This window comes from Aequorivita xiaoshiensis (assembly GCF_022008395.1).
Lineage (GTDB): Bacteria > Bacteroidota > Bacteroidia > Flavobacteriales > Flavobacteriaceae > Aequorivita > Aequorivita xiaoshiensis.
Genome location: NZ_JAIRBB010000002.1, coordinates 355,883 through 373,126 on the forward strand (window position 1 = coordinate 355,883; position 17,244 = coordinate 373,126).

18 protein-coding genes are annotated in these 17,244 nt (G+C 33.7%); 5 read left to right on the top strand and 13 right to left on the bottom strand.

Going from position 1 to position 17,244, the window contains the following annotated elements; genetic code table 11:
- Positions 1 to 301 precede the first annotated feature (301 nt).
- Together K8344_RS04810 and K8344_RS04815 are read left to right on the top strand one after the other, a co-directional pair.
- Entirely contained in the window at positions 302 to 463 is a 162-nt protein-coding gene (locus K8344_RS04810; protein ID WP_139854751.1) for a DUF1328 family protein, read from the top strand.
- Positions 464 to 508: 45 nt separating this feature from the next.
- Positions 509 to 910, top strand: coding sequence for a VOC family protein (locus K8344_RS04815; protein ID WP_237607121.1), 402 nt, complete (start codon positions 509 to 511; stop codon positions 908 to 910).
- A gap of 80 nt (positions 911 to 990) precedes the next feature.
- Here K8344_RS04815 and K8344_RS04820 read toward each other — a convergent pair whose 3' ends face one another.
- The 6 genes from K8344_RS04820 to K8344_RS04845 all read right to left on the bottom strand — a co-directional run bounded on the left by K8344_RS04820 (position 991) and on the right by K8344_RS04845 (position 8,350).
- A complete protein-coding gene (locus K8344_RS04820) occupies positions 991 to 2,046 on the bottom strand; it encodes an NAD(P)-dependent alcohol dehydrogenase (protein ID WP_237607122.1) in 1,056 nt (351 codons plus the stop codon).
- A gap of 148 nt (positions 2,047 to 2,194) precedes the next feature.
- A complete protein-coding gene (locus K8344_RS04825) occupies positions 2,195 to 2,413 on the bottom strand; it encodes a hypothetical protein (RefSeq protein ID WP_237607123.1) in 219 nt (72 codons plus the stop codon).
- A 475-nt stretch (positions 2,414 to 2,888) separates the two neighbouring features.
- The gene (locus tag K8344_RS04830; protein WP_237607124.1) at positions 2,889 to 3,566 is read right to left on the bottom strand and encodes a DUF2461 domain-containing protein; all 678 of its coding nucleotides are present in this window, start codon (positions 3,564 to 3,566) and stop codon (positions 2,889 to 2,891) included.
- Between the two features lie 95 nt (positions 3,567 to 3,661).
- Positions 3,662 to 4,927, bottom strand: coding sequence for a cysteate-C-fatty acyltransferase (gene capB / locus K8344_RS04835; RefSeq protein WP_237607125.1), 1,266 nt, complete (start codon positions 4,925 to 4,927; stop codon positions 3,662 to 3,664).
- A 168-nt stretch (positions 4,928 to 5,095) separates the two neighbouring features.
- A complete protein-coding gene (gene capA, locus K8344_RS04840; protein ID WP_237607126.1) occupies positions 5,096 to 6,133 on the bottom strand; it encodes a cysteate synthase in 1,038 nt (345 codons plus the stop codon).
- 81 nt (positions 6,134 to 6,214) lie between these two features.
- A complete protein-coding gene (locus K8344_RS04845) occupies positions 6,215 to 8,350 on the bottom strand; it encodes a S9 family peptidase (RefSeq protein WP_237607127.1) in 2,136 nt (711 codons plus the stop codon).
- Between the two features lie 64 nt (positions 8,351 to 8,414).
- Here K8344_RS04845 and K8344_RS04850 point away from each other — a divergent pair, with 64 nt between their 5' ends.
- Positions 8,415 to 8,738, top strand: coding sequence for a YbaB/EbfC family nucleoid-associated protein (locus K8344_RS04850; protein WP_237607128.1), 324 nt, complete (start codon positions 8,415 to 8,417; stop codon positions 8,736 to 8,738).
- Between the two features lie 100 nt (positions 8,739 to 8,838).
- Positions 8,839 to 9,159, top strand: coding sequence for a YegP family protein (locus K8344_RS04855; RefSeq protein ID WP_165148025.1), 321 nt, complete (start codon positions 8,839 to 8,841; stop codon positions 9,157 to 9,159).
- Between the two features lie 120 nt (positions 9,160 to 9,279).
- Here the strand turns inward: K8344_RS04855 and K8344_RS04860 are convergent, their stop codons facing one another.
- Genes K8344_RS04860 through K8344_RS04875 form a run of 4 tightly spaced genes read right to left on the bottom strand, consistent with a single transcriptional unit; the run spans position 9,280 to position 12,598 of the window.
- Positions 9,280 to 9,519 carry a hexameric tyrosine-coordinated heme protein gene (locus K8344_RS04860; RefSeq protein WP_139854761.1) on the bottom strand — a complete coding sequence of 80 codons (240 nt, stop codon included), beginning with the start codon at positions 9,517 to 9,519 and terminating at the stop codon, positions 9,280 to 9,282.
- Positions 9,520 to 9,552: 33 nt separating this feature from the next.
- Positions 9,553 to 10,158, bottom strand: coding sequence for a bifunctional nicotinamidase/pyrazinamidase (gene pncA / locus K8344_RS04865; RefSeq protein WP_237607130.1), 606 nt, complete (start codon positions 10,156 to 10,158; stop codon positions 9,553 to 9,555).
- Positions 10,159 to 10,161: 3 nt separating this feature from the next.
- Positions 10,162 to 11,562, bottom strand: a complete 1,401-nt coding sequence (locus K8344_RS04870) for a nicotinate phosphoribosyltransferase (RefSeq protein ID WP_237607132.1) — start codon at positions 11,560 to 11,562, stop codon at positions 10,162 to 10,164.
- 13 nt (positions 11,563 to 11,575) lie between these two features.
- Complete coding sequence (locus tag K8344_RS04875; RefSeq protein ID WP_237607141.1) at positions 11,576 to 12,598, bottom strand: threonine aldolase family protein; 1,023 nt, start codon at positions 12,596 to 12,598, stop codon at positions 11,576 to 11,578.
- 119 nt (positions 12,599 to 12,717) lie between these two features.
- Between K8344_RS04875 and prfB the strand changes: the two genes are divergently transcribed.
- Positions 12,718 to 13,825, top strand: a protein-coding gene (prfB, locus tag K8344_RS04880) for a peptide chain release factor 2 (RefSeq protein ID WP_237607143.1) whose coding sequence is annotated in 2 segments (ribosomal slippage) — positions 12,718 to 12,780 and positions 12,782 to 13,825 — 1,107 coding nt in all. Because the reading frame shifts where the segments join, the coding sequence is not laid out codon by codon here.
- A 201-nt stretch (positions 13,826 to 14,026) separates the two neighbouring features.
- On the opposite strand, the gene K8344_RS04885 is transcribed toward prfB, so the two are convergent.
- The 3 genes from K8344_RS04885 to K8344_RS04895 all read right to left on the bottom strand — a co-directional run bounded on the left by K8344_RS04885 (position 14,027) and on the right by K8344_RS04895 (position 17,239).
- Positions 14,027 to 14,206, bottom strand: coding sequence for a DUF1328 family protein (locus tag K8344_RS04885; RefSeq protein ID WP_237607145.1), 180 nt, complete (start codon positions 14,204 to 14,206; stop codon positions 14,027 to 14,029).
- Positions 14,207 to 14,297: 91 nt separating this feature from the next.
- Entirely contained in the window at positions 14,298 to 16,028 is a 1,731-nt protein-coding gene (locus tag K8344_RS04890; RefSeq protein ID WP_237607147.1) for a hypothetical protein, read from the bottom strand.
- 2 nt (positions 16,029 to 16,030) lie between these two features.
- Positions 16,031 to 17,239: a DUF4249 domain-containing protein gene (locus K8344_RS04895; RefSeq protein ID WP_237607155.1), complete on the bottom strand. Its 1,209-nt coding sequence runs from the start codon at positions 17,237 to 17,239 to the stop codon at positions 16,031 to 16,033.
- Between the last annotated feature and the right edge of the window lie 5 nt (positions 17,240 to 17,244).

Sequence of the window (17,244 nt, forward strand, 5' to 3'; positions counted from 1 at the left end):
AAAGATATGATTTTTAAAAAGTAGAATTTAAAGAAATCGATCTCATCTTTAAATGTTAAAAAATCATTCAAAAATAAAAACTAATCCAAGCTAAAATTGCATAAAAGATTTTCCTAAAATTACAATTAAGAACAGTTCAGTATTAACATGGCTGAATGTTTTAATCTGATAATTTATTGGCTATTTTATCGATAAAGTGCTAAATTATCATTAACATTTCTTGTTAAACTACAATTAAAAAGTTTTAATAATTGATTATCTATTATAATTTAAAGGAATACTAACTCAAAAACTATTACTTATGTTACGATGGATTATTATTTTTCTAGTTATTGCAATTATAGCTGCGATCTTTGGATTCGGTGGAATTGCTGAAGGAGCAACTGACATTGCACAAATTATTTTCTATATTTTTCTAGTACTATTGGTATTATCGCTATTATCCAGGTTATTTAAAAAATAATTCGGGAATAAAGTTTTTACTAATAATCTAAAAAAAATTAAAGCTATGAGAATTGAAGCCTACTTAGCCTTTAGAGGCAGTTGCCAAGAAGCATTTAATTTCTATAAAGATATTTTTGGTGGCGAAATTAAGAATACTGAAACCTATGAAGATAAAGAAATCGACATTCCAGGAAATTATCGTTCTAAGTGGCAGCACGCAGAACTTCGTGGGAAAAACTTTACGATCTTAGGATACGATGCAGCACCAGATACTCCACTTACCGATGGTACAAATATTCATCTTGGAGTTGATATGGATTCAGCAGAATCGGCAGAATCGGCATTCGATCAATTATCTAAAGGAGGAAGAGTACATACTTCATTCCAAGAAACTTCTTGGGGTGCTCACTATGGAAGATGTACAGATAAATATGGAATTAGTTGGATGATAAACTATAAAGATTAATCAACTAAATTTTAAATTTAAAAAACCCTAACTGTAATAAGTTAGGGTTTTTTACTTAAAGTAATACTTTAAAGCAAGTGCTATCCTTTTAACGAAGCCATATCGATTACAAAACGATATTTTACATCTGCCTTAACAACACGATCATAAGCTTCATTTATATTTTTTATATCAATCATTTCAATATCTGAAACAATATTATGTTCACCACAAAAATCGAGCATTTCTTGGGTTTCTTTAATTCCCCCAATCAATGATCCTGAAATTCGTTTCCTTCCTCTAATAAGCGCTCCTCCATGGAATGGTTCTAAGGGCTCAATTGCACCAACCAAAACCATAGTAGCATCATTTTTTAATAAGGAAATATATGGATCCATTTTATGTCCAACAGGAATAGTGTTCAGTATAAAGTCAAATGATTGTTTTTGCGCTTTCATTGCTTCAGTATCTTTACTAATTAACACCTCGTGAGCCCCAAGTTTTTTTGCGTCTTCAATTTTAGATGGCGAAGTAGTTATCATCACCACATGAGCACCTAATGCATTGGCAAACTTAACTCCCATATGACCTAGGCCACCCAAACCAATTACTCCTACCTTATCTCCTTTTTTAACATTCCAGTGCTTTAAAGGCGACCAAGTAGTGATTCCAGCACATAAAAGTGGCGCAGCAGCCGCAGGATCTATATTTTCAGGAATATTTAAAACAAATTCTTTGTCCACAACAATCTCATTAGAATATCCCCCAAAAGTTCTTTGACCTTCAATATGTTTATCCTTACTGTTGTATGTGTATGTAGCCCCTTTTTCGCAGAATTGTTCCAAATCATTTTTACATTGATTGCATTCTTGGCAAGAATCTACCATACATCCTACACCAACCAAATCTCCAACTTTAAATTTCTTTACGCCTATCCCAATGGCAGCAACGCGGCCTATTATTTCGTGACCTGGAACTACTGGATATTTTGACCCACCCCATTCATTTCTAGCTGTATGTATGTCACTATGGCAAACCCCACAGTAAATAATATCTATCTTAACATCGTTATCACCTACGGGCCTACGCTGTATTTCAAGAGGTTCTAATGGTTTATTTTCTTCCTTTACACCGAAAGCTTTTGTTATTAATGTCATTATATGTTTAAATTTTAAATGAAGAATAATACGCCAACCGATAGTTAGCAGTAGCAGGTGTAAAAGTACCTACAGAAACTTGAGTTTTGGGTTAAGGGGGTGTTAATAGTATTATCAAAGATGACATTAGGAACAGGAAACCTAAGAACTATTCACACCCATCTACTTCCGTATTTTCAATGTTATAAACAGCGTCAATAATTTTAATTTCGGCAGCTTCTTCAATTTTTTTTAGAATTGTGCTGTTTTTAACCTGTTTACAGTAATCGCTAGCGGTAAGTTCATTGCTAACAATCCCTTCATCATCATTCATAAGAGAATTTATTATTACATCTGGTGTTAGAATATCTTGTTTCGCTTTGTTCATTACGCCCCACCAACTCTAATAAAAATTCTTCAGCTTCTAAATGAGCAACTAATTCGTTTGTTTTTGCTTTTGATTACGACACGTAAATATTATAAAAATAAATACTAATACAGAAATTCAAAATGCAACACTCATAATAATTTAACTTTTGGATTATCTGATTAAAAGAAGAAGCTAAAGAATAGATAAATGTAATTTTTTTGAATAATATTTAAACATGAAGGGATATCGCTATAAAAATAGAGTATTTCATTAACAGAAACCACCAATATTATGAAAATTGGAATTCTACATATAGAAAACACATGGCAAAACGTAGGAGATTTTCACATTTCAATTCAATACACATGTTAGAATTAAAGATTATAGCATTCAGGTGTTTATAAAAAATAATTAAAACATTAAAAAAGATAAGTTCTTAGGATACAAAAACTGAGAAATAAGAAGTTATATTATCAAGAAAAAATGCTGCTAACTAAAGTATTGATTCACCATTTAAATCTGTGGTTAACACATCACTCATATAATCAAAGAATGGACGAAGTAATAAATAGTGATTAAGAAGTTTAACCTTAAAGTCTTTTGCGAAAACTTCTTCATCAGTAAATTTATGTGTAACGAAAAAGCTTTTAAGTCTGATTAAATCTATATTTTCATCATCTTTATTAAAACCTTTTGGAGCAGTTTTAACAGCATTTTCTTGATTGAAACCACCAAATATCTTTTTAAATTCTTTTCTGGATAAGATGTCACGAATTTCCTGAGAATCTAATTCAAATTCCTTTCTAATTCTAAGTAAATCTTCTTTTTCGGGAGAAAAGAATCCTCCAGCCATATAACTATTGCCTGGTTCTAACCTTAAATAATAGCCACCTCTTCTATGAGCTCCTGCTCTACTAAAGCTAACACTGCGATGAACATTATAAGGGGTTTTGTTATTACTAAAACGTACGTCGCGATTTATTCTAAACACTTTTACTTTTGAAATCTCGTCGGTTACATTCAAGTCGTTCTCTACTGCAGAATAAAATTCTTTTAATAGCTTTTCATTTGCTAAATATTCCTTTTTATTTTCCTGCATCCATTCGCGGTTGTTGTTTTCTTTTAGCTTCAAAAGAAAATGAAATGCAGATTTTGGGATAGTTGGATTCATAAGTAGAAAATGTTTAAAATATAAAGGTACTCGTCTAAAATAGAAAATCCACCCCTAGGGGTGGATTATTCATAAATATATAACTAAAATAACACTTAATATTTCTCACCCATAGCTTCGGCTACGGCAGCAGAAAGTCTTTTATAAGTTCCATTCTCCAAACGCTCGCGAATTGAAGAGAAAGCTTCTAAAGTTTCATTAATATCTTCCATTGTATGTGAAGCCGTAGGAATCATTCTTAAAAGAATTAGTCCTTTTGGAATTACAGGATACACAACAATAGAACAGAAAATTCCGTAGTTTTCGCGTAAGTCTTTTACTAAAGCCATCGCTTCTGGAATACTTCCTTTTAGATATACTGGAGTTACACAACTTTGCGTTGTTCCAAGATCAAATCCTCTTTCACGAAGACCACCTTGTAATGCATTAACATTCTCCCATAGTTTTTGTTTTAGCTCTGGCATAGAACGCAGCATATCCAAACGTTTTAAAGCTCCTTCTACAAGAACCATTTGCAATGATTTTGCAAACATCTGCGAACGAAGGTTATACTTTAAGTATTTGATTATTTCTTGATCACCTGCAATAAAAGCACCGGTACTAGCCATAGATTTTGCAAAAGTTGCAAAGTAAACGTCGATACCATCCTGAACTCCTTGCTCCTCACCTGCTCCAGCTCCGGTTTTACCTAAAGTTCCAAAACCATGAGCATCATCTACGAAAAAGCGGAAGTTATATTTTTCTTTAAGTGCAATAATTTCTTTTAATTTACCTTGCTCACCACGCATACCGAATACACCTTCAGAAATAAGAAGAATTCCTCCTCCAGTTTTTTCAGCAACCTTTGTAGCACGCTGTAAATTCTTCTCGATACTTACCATATCGTTGTGCTTGTAGGTAAAACGCTGTCCTAAATGAAGACGAACTCCGTCAATAATACAAGCGTGAGCATCTACGTCGTAAACGATTACGTCGTCCTTAGACACTAATGCGTCAATGGTAGAAACCATTCCTTGGTAACCGAAGTTTAATAGATACGCAGCTTCTTTATTTACAAACTCAGCAAGTTCTTTTTGTAGTTGTTCGTGAAGATCGGTATGACCACTCATCATCCTTGCTCCCATTGGGTAGGCAGAACCCCATTTAGCAGCTGCTTCAGCATCTACTTTTCTCACTTCCGGATGGTTGGCAAGACCTAAGTAATCATTAATACTCCAAGTAATTACATCTTTGCCTTTAAATTTCATTCTATTAGAGATTGGACCTTCTAATTTTGGGAATACGAAATAGCCTTCTGCTTGATCAGCCCATTTTCCCAACGGACCTTTATCTTTATAGATTTTATCGAATAGATCTCTCATCAAAATTTCTGTTAAAATGCGGCACAAAATTAATTAAATTATAATAAGATTCTAAGATTTAGACCGGAGATTTTCAGGATTGAGAATAAAGGATATAAAAAATCCCAAATACATATCGCATTTGGGACTTTTAAAGGTTTATTTATAGAAATTAGGGGAGATTAATTATTATTTCACGTATTCTATTTGTTCTATTAACTCAGATTCTGTATCGAAGAATCCTTGCTGATTCATCCAGTCGTCATTATAAATTTTACTCATATATCTTGAACCATGATCAGGGAAGATAACTACAATATTACTTTCTTCATTAAATTCACCTTCTTCGTCTAATTGCTTTAAGCCTTGCATTGCTGCGCCACTTGTATATCCAACAAATAAGCCTTCAGTGTTAGCTAGTTCACGCGCTGTATGTGCACTGCTTTCATCGGTTACTTTCTCGAATTTATCAATTTTATCAAAATCTGTAGCTGTAGGAATTAAATTTTTACCTAATCCTTCAATACGATATGGATAAATTTCGTTCGAATCAAATTCTCTAGTTTCGTGGTATTTCTGTAAAACTGAGCCATAAGCATCAATACCTATAACTTTAATTTCTGGGTTTTGTTCTTTTAAAAACTTTGCTGTTCCAGAAATTGTTCCACCGGTACCACTACAAGCAACCAAATGAGTGATTTTTCCTGCAGTCTGCTCCCAGATTTCTGGGCCAGTAGTTTTGTAATGTGCCTCAATATTTAACTCATTAAAATATTGATTGATATACACAGAACCTTCAGTTTCGTTATGTAATCTTTTGGCAACTTCGTAATATGATCGCGGGTCGTCTGCACTTACATTTGCTGGGCAAACATATACCATAGCACCCATTGTTTTAAGCATATCAATTTTATCGGCAGATGACTTTGAACTCACAGCCAAGATACACTTGTATCCCTTAATGATGCTCACCATTGCCAAGCTAAACCCTGTGTTACCACTAGTAGTTTCAATAATAGTGTCACCTGGTTTAAGTATACCTTGCCTTTCTGCTTCCTCTATTATATGTAGTGCTATTCTATCTTTGCTAGAATGTCCTGGATTGAACGCTTCAACTTTCGCGAAATAGTTACCCTTCATATTATGGGTAATTTTTTTAAGCTTTATTAATGGTGTGTTACCTATTAAATCTAACACATTATCGTAAGCTTTTATTTCTTCTTTCATAAAAAGGATGTTCGTTATAAAACAACTCAGCTCTAAAAAACCAAGTTTTAAAAACTCTGCAAAGTTAAGGAAATAATTTTACTACTCCTTAATTCCTTCTAAATCTAGTAAAAACGCATAGTCCATAGCCACTTCTTTTAAGGCTTCAAACCTTCCCGAAGCCCCACCATGACCGGCATCCATATTAGTTTGCATCAATAAGATATTGTTGTCTGTTTTCATATCCCTAAGCTTAGCAACCCACTTTGCTGGTTCGTAATACTGAACCTGGCTATCGTGTAATCCAGTTGTAACAAGCATATTTGGATAATTTTTAGCTTCAACATTATCGTAAGGAGAATAACTTTTTATGTAATTGTAATACTCCTCAATATTAGGATTCCCCCATTCATCATACTCCCCTGTCGTCAGAGGAATTGAGTCGTCTAGCATCGTGGTTACAACATCAACAAAAGGTACCGAGGCTATAACCCCATTGTATAAATCTGGGGCCATATTAACGATAGCTCCCATCAATAATCCTCCTGCAGAACCTCCTGAAGCATATAAATGTTCTTTTGAAGTATATCCTTCTTCAATTAGATACTTAGATGCATCAATAAAATCTGTAAATGTATTTTTCTTCTTTAGCAACTTTCCATCTTCATACCATTGTCTTCCCATGTATTCGCCACCTCGAACATGAGCGATTACATATATAAAACCTCTATCTAAAAGACTTAAGCGCACTGTTGAAAAGTACGGGTCTATGGTTGCCCCATAAGAGCCATAGCCATAAATAAGTAATGGGTTTTTACCATCTTTTTTTATACCTTTTCTGTAAATAACAGACATCGGTATTTTGGCTCCATCTGCAGCAGTTGCCCATAGTCGTTCAGTATGATAATTATCCTTATCAAACTTCCCTCCTAAAACTTCAGTTTCTTTTAAAACAGTTTTTTCTTTAGTTTCCATATTGAAATCTATTATGGAAGCTGGAGTGTTTAAAGAATTGTATCCGTAACGTAGAATCTTGGTATCGAATTCGGGGTTTTGAGTCGTAAAGGCAGTGTAAGTTTCACTGCTAAATGGAAGGTAATAATCTACTTCATCTTTCCATTTTTTAATTCTAATTTTTGTCAATCCATCACTACGCTCACTTATTACCAAGAAATCTTTAAAAATATCGATATCCTCAAGTAACACATCATCACGGTGGGAAATCATATCTACCCAGTTCTCTTTGGTAGTTTTGTTTTCCGAAGTCATCATCAATTTAAAGTTAAGCGCTTTATCTTTATTTGTAAGCACATACCAATTATTTCCATAATGGGAAATATTGTACTCTAAGCCTCTTTCTCTAGGTTGAAAAACTTTAAATTCTCCTAGAGGCTTATCTGCTTCTAAAATTCTGTACTCTGAAGTTAATGTGCTATAAGAACCAATTACAATGTACTTTCTAGATTTAGTTTTATATACGTAGGTTCCAAAAGTTTCATCTTCTTCGGTGTAAACAAGTTCATCTTTAATAGGATCATCGCCTAAAGTATGGCGGTAGATTCTATCGGCACGAAGTGTGTTTTCGTCTTTTCTAGTATAAAAAAGTGTTTTATTATCACTTCCCCAAGTAGCACCTCCAGTTGTAAGAGGAATACGCTCGGTAAGAATTTCACCAGTTTCAAGGTTTTTTATAAAGATGTCGTATTTTCTTCTACTTAAGGTATCCACTCCAAAAGACACAAGTTTGTTGTCTTCTGAAACATTTATTCCTGAAAGGTTGTAATATGAATAGCCCTTTGCCATTTCATTTACATCAAAAAGAATTTCTTCCTCGGCATCCAACGAACCTTTTTTACGGGTGTAAATTGGATAATCCTTACCTGTTTCGTATCTGGTTATATAGTAATATCCATTCAATTTATATGGAACAGACTCGTCGTCTTCCTTTATACGCGCTTTCATTTCTTCAAAAAGATCTTCTTTGAACTTTTTGGTATGTGCCGTCATTGCATCGTAATACTCGTTTTCTTTATTAAGATAGTCAATAACTTTTTCGTCTTCTGGATTGTTTAACCAATAGTAGTTATCTATGCGAGTATCGCCGTGAGCTGTTAATTCTTTGGCCATTTTTTCGGCTTTCGGGGCAGTGATTTCCATATTTTTTTCTGAAGTTTCTTGGTTTTTACAAGCAACAGCAAAAGTAAGACAAGCGAATGAAACGATAATAGAATTTTTCATAATTGAAGGTTGTTAAATAAACTTACAATGTAGTAAATTTGCGGGAAACTAAAATACACTAATTATGTTTGGAGATTTAATGGGAATGATGGGTAAATTAAAAGAAACCCAAGCTAAAGTTGAAGAAACTAAAAAGAGATTAGACACTGTACTAATTGATGAAAAAAGCAATGACGGTCTTCTAAAAATCACGCTTACTGCTAATAGGGAAATAAAATCTATTGAAGTAGATGACAGTTTATTAGAAGACAAAGAGCAATTAGAAGATTATCTAATACTAACACTAAATAAGGCGATTGAGAAAGCAACAAACGTTCACGAATCAGAAATAGCTGCAGTTGCTAAGGATGGAATGCCAAATATTCCTGGAATGGATATGTTTAAATAAATAATTTGCTAAACTTTTTATAAAATAGCAATGTAACTTTTAAAATATTCCAATTTTCCCGATATTTAAAGCTTAAACTTTAAACCTTAAACACCTAATTATGTTTGAACTTAAAAAAAGCGGTGATAAATATCACTTTGTTTTAAAAGCTGGTAACGGACAAGTTATACTTTCTAGCCAAATGTATGCTTCTAAAGCCTCTGCTATGAATGGAATTGAGTCTATTCAGAAAAATTGTCAAAACGAAGATAGTTTTGAAATGAAAACGGCTAAAAACGGAAAAATCCACTGGAATATAAAAGCAACTAACGGTCAGATAATTGGCTCTAGCCAAATGTATGCTTCTGAAAGTGGCGCAAAAAACGGAATAGAATCTGTTCGAAAAAATGCTCCTGGAGCAGAAGTTAAGGAAGTAGAATAACTTTATCTTTAGAATAAGATTTAATAACGAAATCACGGATATTTAAATATTAATATCCGTGATTTCGTGTTTTTTGCTTTAGTGAAGTGAAATCATTTTGTTTTTATCCAATTCTAAGTATCACCTCCAATAATTATTCGCTGCGGCGATTGTAGCAAATTCAGTAGCTACTACTTGCCCTACAGAAATTAACATAGCCGCATCTTCAGAATAGATTGGACGTAATTTTTCTCGAATTGCTGAATCAGGTTGGGTGGCTTTAATTACCAATCTTGCCATTTTTACTGCTAGTTGTCTCCCCTCTTCTGGAGTTTTCGTAATAAGTGAGTTTCCTGGCACCATTTCAAATTGTTCTGACATTTTCAATAATTTTAATGAATTAATCTTTTAAGTTTAAGTTTCTTTAAAGCTAATCATTTTTACTCCCAATTTCAATAATTCTTTCTTTTGAATTTTAAAAGTAGCGGCATCTAATGGTTGTGAAGCGTCTTCAATAAAAAAGCACTCAAACCCTTCTTGAATAGCATCTTTAACAGAATAATACACACAAATATCGGCAGCTAAGCCACAGAAAAACAATTGCGTAGCTCCTTTTTCTTTTAAATACCCTGTGAGTCCAGTTGACTTTAAATGACCATTATCGTAGAAAGCACTATAACTATCAATATTTGGGTCTGTACCTTTTCTAAAAATGGTTTCCCAACTATCAGTTTTAAGATCTGGATGAAATTCTGAACCCACGGTGCCTTGAACACAGTGGTCTGGCCATAATGTTTGGCTTTTACCCAAAACTTCAATCGCCTCGAAGGTTTTTTTTCCGTTATGATTTGATGCAAAACTAATATGGTTTTGTGGATGCCAATCTTGTGATGCTACTACCAGATCAAACTTATCTTGAATGCTGTTGATAATCGGTACAATTTTATCGCCATTGGGAACCGACAAACTTCCTCCAGGAATAAAATCGTTTTGAACATCAATAACTATTAATGTTTTCATAATTTAAAACTTATGTGCTGCAATTAATTTATCACGTTGCGATTTAAGCTCCTCACTTAAACCAACCTTATATATATGCGGGTTTTCAAAACGTTTGTACTCTCCTGGTAATAGCTTTAAACGTTCCTTGGTAAATGAAGCTATTTCGGTAATTGTTTTTTTGCCTATTGTACTTTTTCCATTTACCATTACCGGTTTTAATAAAGCTTCGTGTTTAAAATCTTGTAGATCCATGTCTTTATTAAAATCAAATGGATGGTACATTCGTTTAATTTTATCTTCAGAAGCAATTCCAATAGCATCTGCTCCTAAAAACATTTCATTGTCATCGATCATTCTATACACTTGTTTTTTACAAGGTAGAGATACTTTAATAATGTTTTCTGAAACTTTTAATCTTGGGTCACCGTTAAATTCTGAAAGTTTATATACCCCACCTAATGATGCGTCTGGTTTCCCTGTAACGAGATTGGTTCCCACTCCAAATATATCGATTGGAGCATCTTGCTCATTTAAACTTTTAATTACGTATTCATCCAGTTGATTTGAAGCAACTATTTTAACATAATCCAGCCCTGCCTCATCAAGTTGCTTACGAGCTTTTCTAGCTAAATAGGCCAAATCTCCGCTATCTAATCGCACTCCCATCAGCCTATCTCCTCTTTCTTCCATTTCCTTCGCTACGGTAATAGCATTAGGAATTCCACTGCGTAATGTATTATACGTATCAACTAAAAGCACACAATTTTTAGATCGAATTTTTCCAAAATCTCGAAAGGCCTGAAGTTCATCTCCATAACTTTGAATAAAAGAGTGCGCCATTGTCCCAGAAGCTGGAATATTAAAATCTTCTGCAGCTTTTACATTACTAGTACTATTAAAACCACCGATGGCTGCAGCTCGAGTGGCAAAATACCCTCCAGTAGCGTGGGCGCGGCGTAATCCCATATCAAGTAATACCCTATCACCCGCGCTGTAGCGAATTCTACTTGCCTTAGTTGCAATTAATGTTTGGAAATTTAAAATATTAAGCAGTACAGTTTCAATAATCTGAATCTCTATAATATTACCTTCAACTTGAAGAATCGGACTTGTAGGAAAAACTATATCACCTTCAGAAATTGAATTTATATTACCTTGAAACTTATAATTTTTTAGATACGCTAGAAAATCATCTTCGAAATCGTGTTTCTTTAGATATTCAATATCGGCATCTGTAAAGCGTAAATTTTCAAGGATTTCAAGGATGTTTTGAAGTCCCGCAAAAATCGTGTATCCACCTTTAAAAGGGTTGCTTCTAAAATAATAATCAAAAACAGCTGTACTGTCTGGTTTAGTTTTGAAGTAAACCTGAGCCATTGTAAGCTGATATAAGTCGGTATATGATGCTGAAATATTTAGCATAAGTTTTATTTTATTATGAATAATTATTTATCGTTTCTAAAAACTTAGAGTGCATTTGGTTTGTATAATCTAAATGAGTAACGATTCTAAGTTTCCCCTGCCCCATCGCACTTATTTTTATATTTTTCTGAAGTAAATCTGCCATGAATTTTTCTTCTGAAATCGCTTCAGAAAGATAAAAGATAACAATATTTGTTTCAGTAGGCTCCACATTTTTTACAAATGATTGTTTAGAAAGGACTTCCGCAATTTCTGAAGCCTTCTTATGATCTTCGCCTATTCGCTCTAAATGATTGTCTAAAGCATATATCCCGGCGGCAGCCATAAATCCAATTTGCCTCATTCCTCCTCCTAAAACCTTACGAACACGCATTGCTTTTTTCATAATTTCTTTATTCCCGAGTAGCACACTACCTATTGGCGTACCTAGTCCTTTACTGAGGCAAACAGATATTGTATCAAACACGCTCCCGTAAGCTTGGGGATCTTCATTTTTTGCTATTAAAGCATTCCAAATTCGCGCACCGTCCAAATGAAAACCTAGATTATGTTTATCACAAACTTGTCTAATTTTTTCAATTTCTGAAAAGTCATAGCAAGCACCACCACCTTTATTAGTTGTGTTTTCTAAACAAACTAATGTGGTTAAGGGACTGTGATAAAAATCTGGAGGATTTATACTTTCTTCTACTTGATTGGCTGTAATCATGCCTCGGTGTCCATCAATCAATTTACAAGAAACACCGCTATTAAAAGAAGCGCCGCCACCTTCATAATTATATACGTGAGCCCATTTATCTGCAATTAATTGCTCTCCTGGTTGCGTATGCATTTTAATAGCTGCTTGGTTTGCCATGCTTCCTGTAGGAAAAAATAACGCAGCATCCATCCCGAACAATTCTGCTAGTTTTTGTTCCAATTTGTTAACTGTAGGGTCCTCTTTGTAAACATCGTCTCCAACTTCAGCATTCATAATGGCCTGCATCATTTCTATTGTAGGTTTTGTTACGGTGTCACTTCTTAAATCTATTATCATATTATAAATGTGAAATTCTTGGGTTCAATTAGCAATCTTCAGAAAAGTATAAAATTAGCCGAAATATATATTCTACTCACGAAGTTAATGGTATTTTTGTTGAAATTATTAATTATTATATGACTTCAACAGACCAAATCAAAGACCTTAAGACACGGTTAGATGCCTTGAGGCGCTATCTTTGACATTGATGGCAAAAACATAGAAATTACAAACGACGAAGAAAAAACTTTCGACCCCAACTTTTGGAATAACTCTCAGGAAGCAGAAGCTTTCATGAAGGTACTACGAACCAAAAAGAAATGGGTTAATGACTACGAAACAGCAAAATCACTAACTGAAGAAGCTGAAATTCTTTTAGAGTTTTATAAAGAAGGTGAAGGTACCGCTGAAAATGTAGATGCTATTTTTGAAAAAGCCGAAAACGCCATCGAAGACCTTGAATTCCGTAATATGCTAAGCGAAGAAGGCGATGATATGAGTGCTGTACTGCAAATTACCGCAGGAGCAGGTGGAACAGAGAGTTGCGATTGGGCACAAATGCTTATGCGTATGTACTTAATGTGGGCAGAGAAGAATGGATTTAAGGTAAAAGAGCTCAACTTTCAATCTGGTGATGTGGCTGGGGTAAAAACTGTAACCCTAGAAATTGATGGTGAATATGCCTTTGGATGGCTAAAGAGTGAAAATGGTGTACATAGATTGGTTAGAATTTCACCTTTTGATAGTAATGCGAAAAGACATACAAGTTTTGTAAGTGTTTACGTATATCCACTTGTTGACGATAGTATAGAAATTGATATAAACCCAGCTGATATCTCTTGGGATTTCGCACGTAGTGGCGGAGCTGGAGGTCAAAATGTTAACAAGGTTGAAACGAAAGCTATTCTTACTCACCACCCTAGTGGGATTATAATTCACAATAGTGAAACCCGTAGCCAATTAGAAAACCGCGAAAAGGCAATGCAAATGCTTCGATCGCAATTGTATGAAATTGAGCTTCGCAAACAACAAGCGCAACGTGCCGAAATTGAAGATAGTAAGATGGCAATCGAATGGGGGTCACAGATCCGCAATTACGTTCTACACCCCTATAAATTAGTAAAAGACGTTCGTACAGGACATGAAACAGGAAATACAGATGCTATATTAGATGGAGAGATTGACGGTTTCTTAAAAGCCTATCTAATGATGACTGGGCAGGAAGAAAAGTCTGACGAATTATAAAAAACAAAGGGAACAAGATTTGAATCTTTGTTCCCTTTGCAAATCATATTCCTTCTGCTAGCATTACCTATTTCGAAGTTTTACGGGTATAATCTCAGCTGTTAGTTAAAACTTTAAGCACCCCGATATGATGTTTAGTAAAATTACGAATTAAATTTAAAATACAAGCTACATTTTCAAAAGTTTAACATTTTAAATGTATTATAATCCTCTTTTTCGTTTCTTTCCTACAAAATCGAAAACCCATAAAGACATTAAAAGAACTAAAAATATTGCGAAAACAAATTGTGCAGGTTCTATTGGCCCATCTCCAATGCCTATAAATCCTATTACGCCGAACACAATAGATAAAATTATAAATATTGCTTTCCAGTGAAGCATAATAAAAAAGAGAGATTTGATGTTAATATTAAATATGTTCCTTAAAGATAACAAAAAATTAACACAATTCTACAATAATTTAACATTTAATTTATTGAATTACCATAAAATTGTATGTTAGACGGTAGAATTCCCCTTTCATACCATATCCCTCAAGAGAAATTTGATAGGTTCCAGGAATATCTGAGGTAAAAAAACTATCAATAAAGCCATTTTTTAAGTTTTCAATTTGAGAATTCCATATTAGCTGTACTCTATAATCCGGAATTCGAGAAAGTTTATCCGCTCCTGAATGGTATTTCGGTTTATAATATTTCTTCCCTTTTACTTCTGGAATTAAATCGATGACTTTTATGCATTTCTCTGTGGTATTAGGTGTAAAATCACCTTGTACAGTTTCAACAGCTATAATCCCGCTGTAAATCATTGGGCCATATCTATACGGTTTTGTAATCACTCTTACACTTTTAATTTGGCGTGGATTGTAATTAATGAGCTCTTCATTATTTATTATTTCAATTCCATCTAGCAAAACCAAAGGTGGAATATCATTAAATTGTGCAATCCTATTAGGATCGTAAGCATTATGAATAACAAACCTGCTATTTGCTCCATTTCCACGAATTGCTGCAAGTGTAATAACTTCTACAAAGGTTTCTCTTAAAGTAGCAAAACGAGTATAATCGTCTAAATTAAATACCGTTCCTAGGTTGTTATAAAATCTTGAAGTAATTTTATGTGGTTTCACACTATCCCTTTTGGTTTCGAAATAGGCATTTTCAATTTGTATTTGTACACTTCTTTCTTGTAACCAACTCTTCAATTCAGGGTTTAAAACCAAAGCACTTCTTTTAGAATCATTTAAATTCAAATGTTTTTTATCAATATTAATAGTGTAATTTTCTTTCCTGGAATCTTTAGAGCTCAATTGAATTATTCCTTTATTAGAACTGTAACCTTTTGATAATGAAAAGAAAAAACGCCCGTTTGCATCAGTAGATGTACTTTTAAAAATGAAATCTTCTCCAGGTATCGTTAAAGAGACTATTTTATTTTTAGCAGGAACCTTTCCATCATTGTTTAAAATAGTACCAGAAATTAACTCTCCCCGTACCTCGGGTATATGGAAAACATTGGAAGAGTTCCCGTTAACTGATTCAGATGGTTTTCCTGAGATTTCTATTGGATTCAGTTTTCTGACAGATAGCACAAAATTGCCATTTATTTCATTCGAGATTCCTTCTAATTTTAAACTCACCTTTTCACGAGAGCCATAAGTAGCTTTATCTGATACAATTTTAATTTGCTGATTACTTTCATTCGAAGTAGAAACTCTACTGAATTTTGTAGAAAAATTTAAGCGAATAGAGTCTGAAACATTCTTCACTTTATCCATTTTCATAAATGTATTTATAACGTAAATCGTTTTTAAAGCATAAGCATCTAACTTGTTGTTTTTAGAGAAATTTGTATAGGAAATAAGTTTATAAATTCCAGATTTCAAAGTTGCAGGAATAAAGAAATCTCCACTAGCGCTACCGTTATTAAGTTTTAATTTATGATGAAAAACAACGGAATCGTTTTCATTTCGCATAGAAACATACACTACTTTGCTCAGTTTACTTTTCTTACCTGCTTCATTTAAATTTAAAGTGCTGTATTGCAATAATTCCCCAGCTAATAGTATGTTAGAATTAATTGTAAGCGCTAATTTTTCTTTAGGAAAAACATTAGACTCTACCGACAAATCTTGGTTCGGGATTTGTGAAAAAGTGACGTTTCCTAAAAGAATGAGTAATATTATAAATATGCTTTTTTTCATAATTAATCTATCCAAAAATCAGGTCTTACATTAGATGAAAAATAAGTGCAAACACTACATTCAGGTTGTACAACTTGATATATTAAAGAAGTATTCACTGAAAGGACTTGATAGTCATTATAAGTAATAAGTTGATATAGTGTTTCGCGTTCATTTGGGTCGTCATCCAAGACAGTAGCATCGTTATAATCTAATGTTAAAACCTCACAATCCACAAAATATGGTGGCTTTTCAAGGCCAACATCTTCGTAGTTAAAATAAATCCTTTTAGATGTCATTGATGAGGCTTCAAAGAAACCTATTACTTTAGTGTTTGGATTATTTTCAGAAGTTATATTACCTGCCACATAACCAGGTTGACTCTGTGAAAGCAAACTCTCAATGCTACCTAGCTCTTTAATTACTTTATAAAACGTAAAAGCATCAACGCTTTGTACGTACTGCTTTACCAAAATACTATACCGAGTTTGCATTTTAGCATCATTTTTAGAAAGGTATTTCACTGGAAATCTATTAACGCTATTATCGTTAAGTTCGGTAGTGGAAGTTTGTATGATTCCTGTTGAATACTCGGTAGTATAACATATTTCTTCAGGTTCTCTAGGCGTAAGGATAACTTCATAAGTACCAAGAGTAAAATCGTAATTCACAATTTCGGCATAATACGGGGATGGATTTGGTGCAACAATTTTATAGGTTTCCTCGTATTCATATCTAAAGTACTTTGCGCTTCCTGTAGGATCTTCTGTGTTCACTAGAACATGAGCTCCATCTTTATGTTCTGCTGTATTAACTACGCGTTCTGTATACACTTCAGTCATTTCAACTGATGGTGGAAGAACAACTTCAGAAGAAGAATATCGTTTCCCGTCTTGGGTGATTATACTTAATGTATATGTAACATTAGGTTCCGCTCTAAATGGTATTTCCGAAATATAATGTTTTTTAATATCGTCCCATATAAAATCAAAGGTGCTCCCAGTGCTTGTATTCACTACAACAGTTGCATTGTTTTCATATAATATTTCAGGATTTTCTAAAGTTGTTGTTTTGCTCAGTTTTACGGTTTGAAGTTTAAATTCATCAGTAATTGTACTTTCCACAACTAAAACACTTTCAAAATCTACTGTTTCAATTTCATACGGCTCAGTACAAGCCCATAGACTTAAAAATATGGCGAAAAGAATGGTATATAATTGGTACGCTTTCATAATTC

Coding starts and splice junctions, on each gene's coding strand:
- K8344_RS04810 (WP_139854751.1), top strand. CDS start 302: ATGTTACGATGGATTATTATTTTTCTAGTTATTGCAATTATAGCTGCG.
- K8344_RS04815 (WP_237607121.1), top strand. CDS start 509: ATGAGAATTGAAGCCTACTTAGCCTTTAGAGGCAGTTGCCAAGAAGCA.
- K8344_RS04820 (WP_237607122.1), bottom strand. CDS start 2,046: ATGACATTAATAACAAAAGCTTTCGGTGTAAAGGAAGAAAATAAACCA.
- K8344_RS04825 (WP_237607123.1), bottom strand. CDS start 2,413: ATGAACAAAGCGAAACAAGATATTCTAACACCAGATGTAATAATAAAT.
- K8344_RS04830 (WP_237607124.1), bottom strand. CDS start 3,566: ATGAATCCAACTATCCCAAAATCTGCATTTCATTTTCTTTTGAAGCTA.
- capB (WP_237607125.1), bottom strand. CDS start 4,927: ATGAGAGATCTATTCGATAAAATCTATAAAGATAAAGGTCCGTTGGGA.
- capA (WP_237607126.1), bottom strand. CDS start 6,133: ATGAAAGAAGAAATAAAAGCTTACGATAATGTGTTAGATTTAATAGGT.
- K8344_RS04845 (WP_237607127.1), bottom strand. CDS start 8,350: ATGAAAAATTCTATTATCGTTTCATTCGCTTGTCTTACTTTTGCTGTT.
- K8344_RS04850 (WP_237607128.1), top strand. CDS start 8,415: ATGTTTGGAGATTTAATGGGAATGATGGGTAAATTAAAAGAAACCCAA.
- K8344_RS04855 (WP_165148025.1), top strand. CDS start 8,839: ATGTTTGAACTTAAAAAAAGCGGTGATAAATATCACTTTGTTTTAAAA.
- K8344_RS04860 (WP_139854761.1), bottom strand. CDS start 9,519: ATGTCAGAACAATTTGAAATGGTGCCAGGAAACTCACTTATTACGAAA.
- pncA (WP_237607130.1), bottom strand. CDS start 10,158: ATGAAAACATTAATAGTTATTGATGTTCAAAACGATTTTATTCCTGGA.
- K8344_RS04870 (WP_237607132.1), bottom strand. CDS start 11,562: ATGCTAAATATTTCAGCATCATATACCGACTTATATCAGCTTACAATG.
- K8344_RS04875 (WP_237607141.1), bottom strand. CDS start 12,598: ATGATAATAGATTTAAGAAGTGACACCGTAACAAAACCTACAATAGAA.
- K8344_RS04885 (WP_237607145.1), bottom strand. CDS start 14,206: ATGCTTCACTGGAAAGCAATATTTATAATTTTATCTATTGTGTTCGGC.
- K8344_RS04890 (WP_237607147.1), bottom strand. CDS start 16,028: ATGAAAAAAAGCATATTTATAATATTACTCATTCTTTTAGGAAACGTC.
- K8344_RS04895 (WP_237607155.1), bottom strand. CDS start 17,239: ATGAAAGCGTACCAATTATATACCATTCTTTTCGCCATATTTTTAAGT.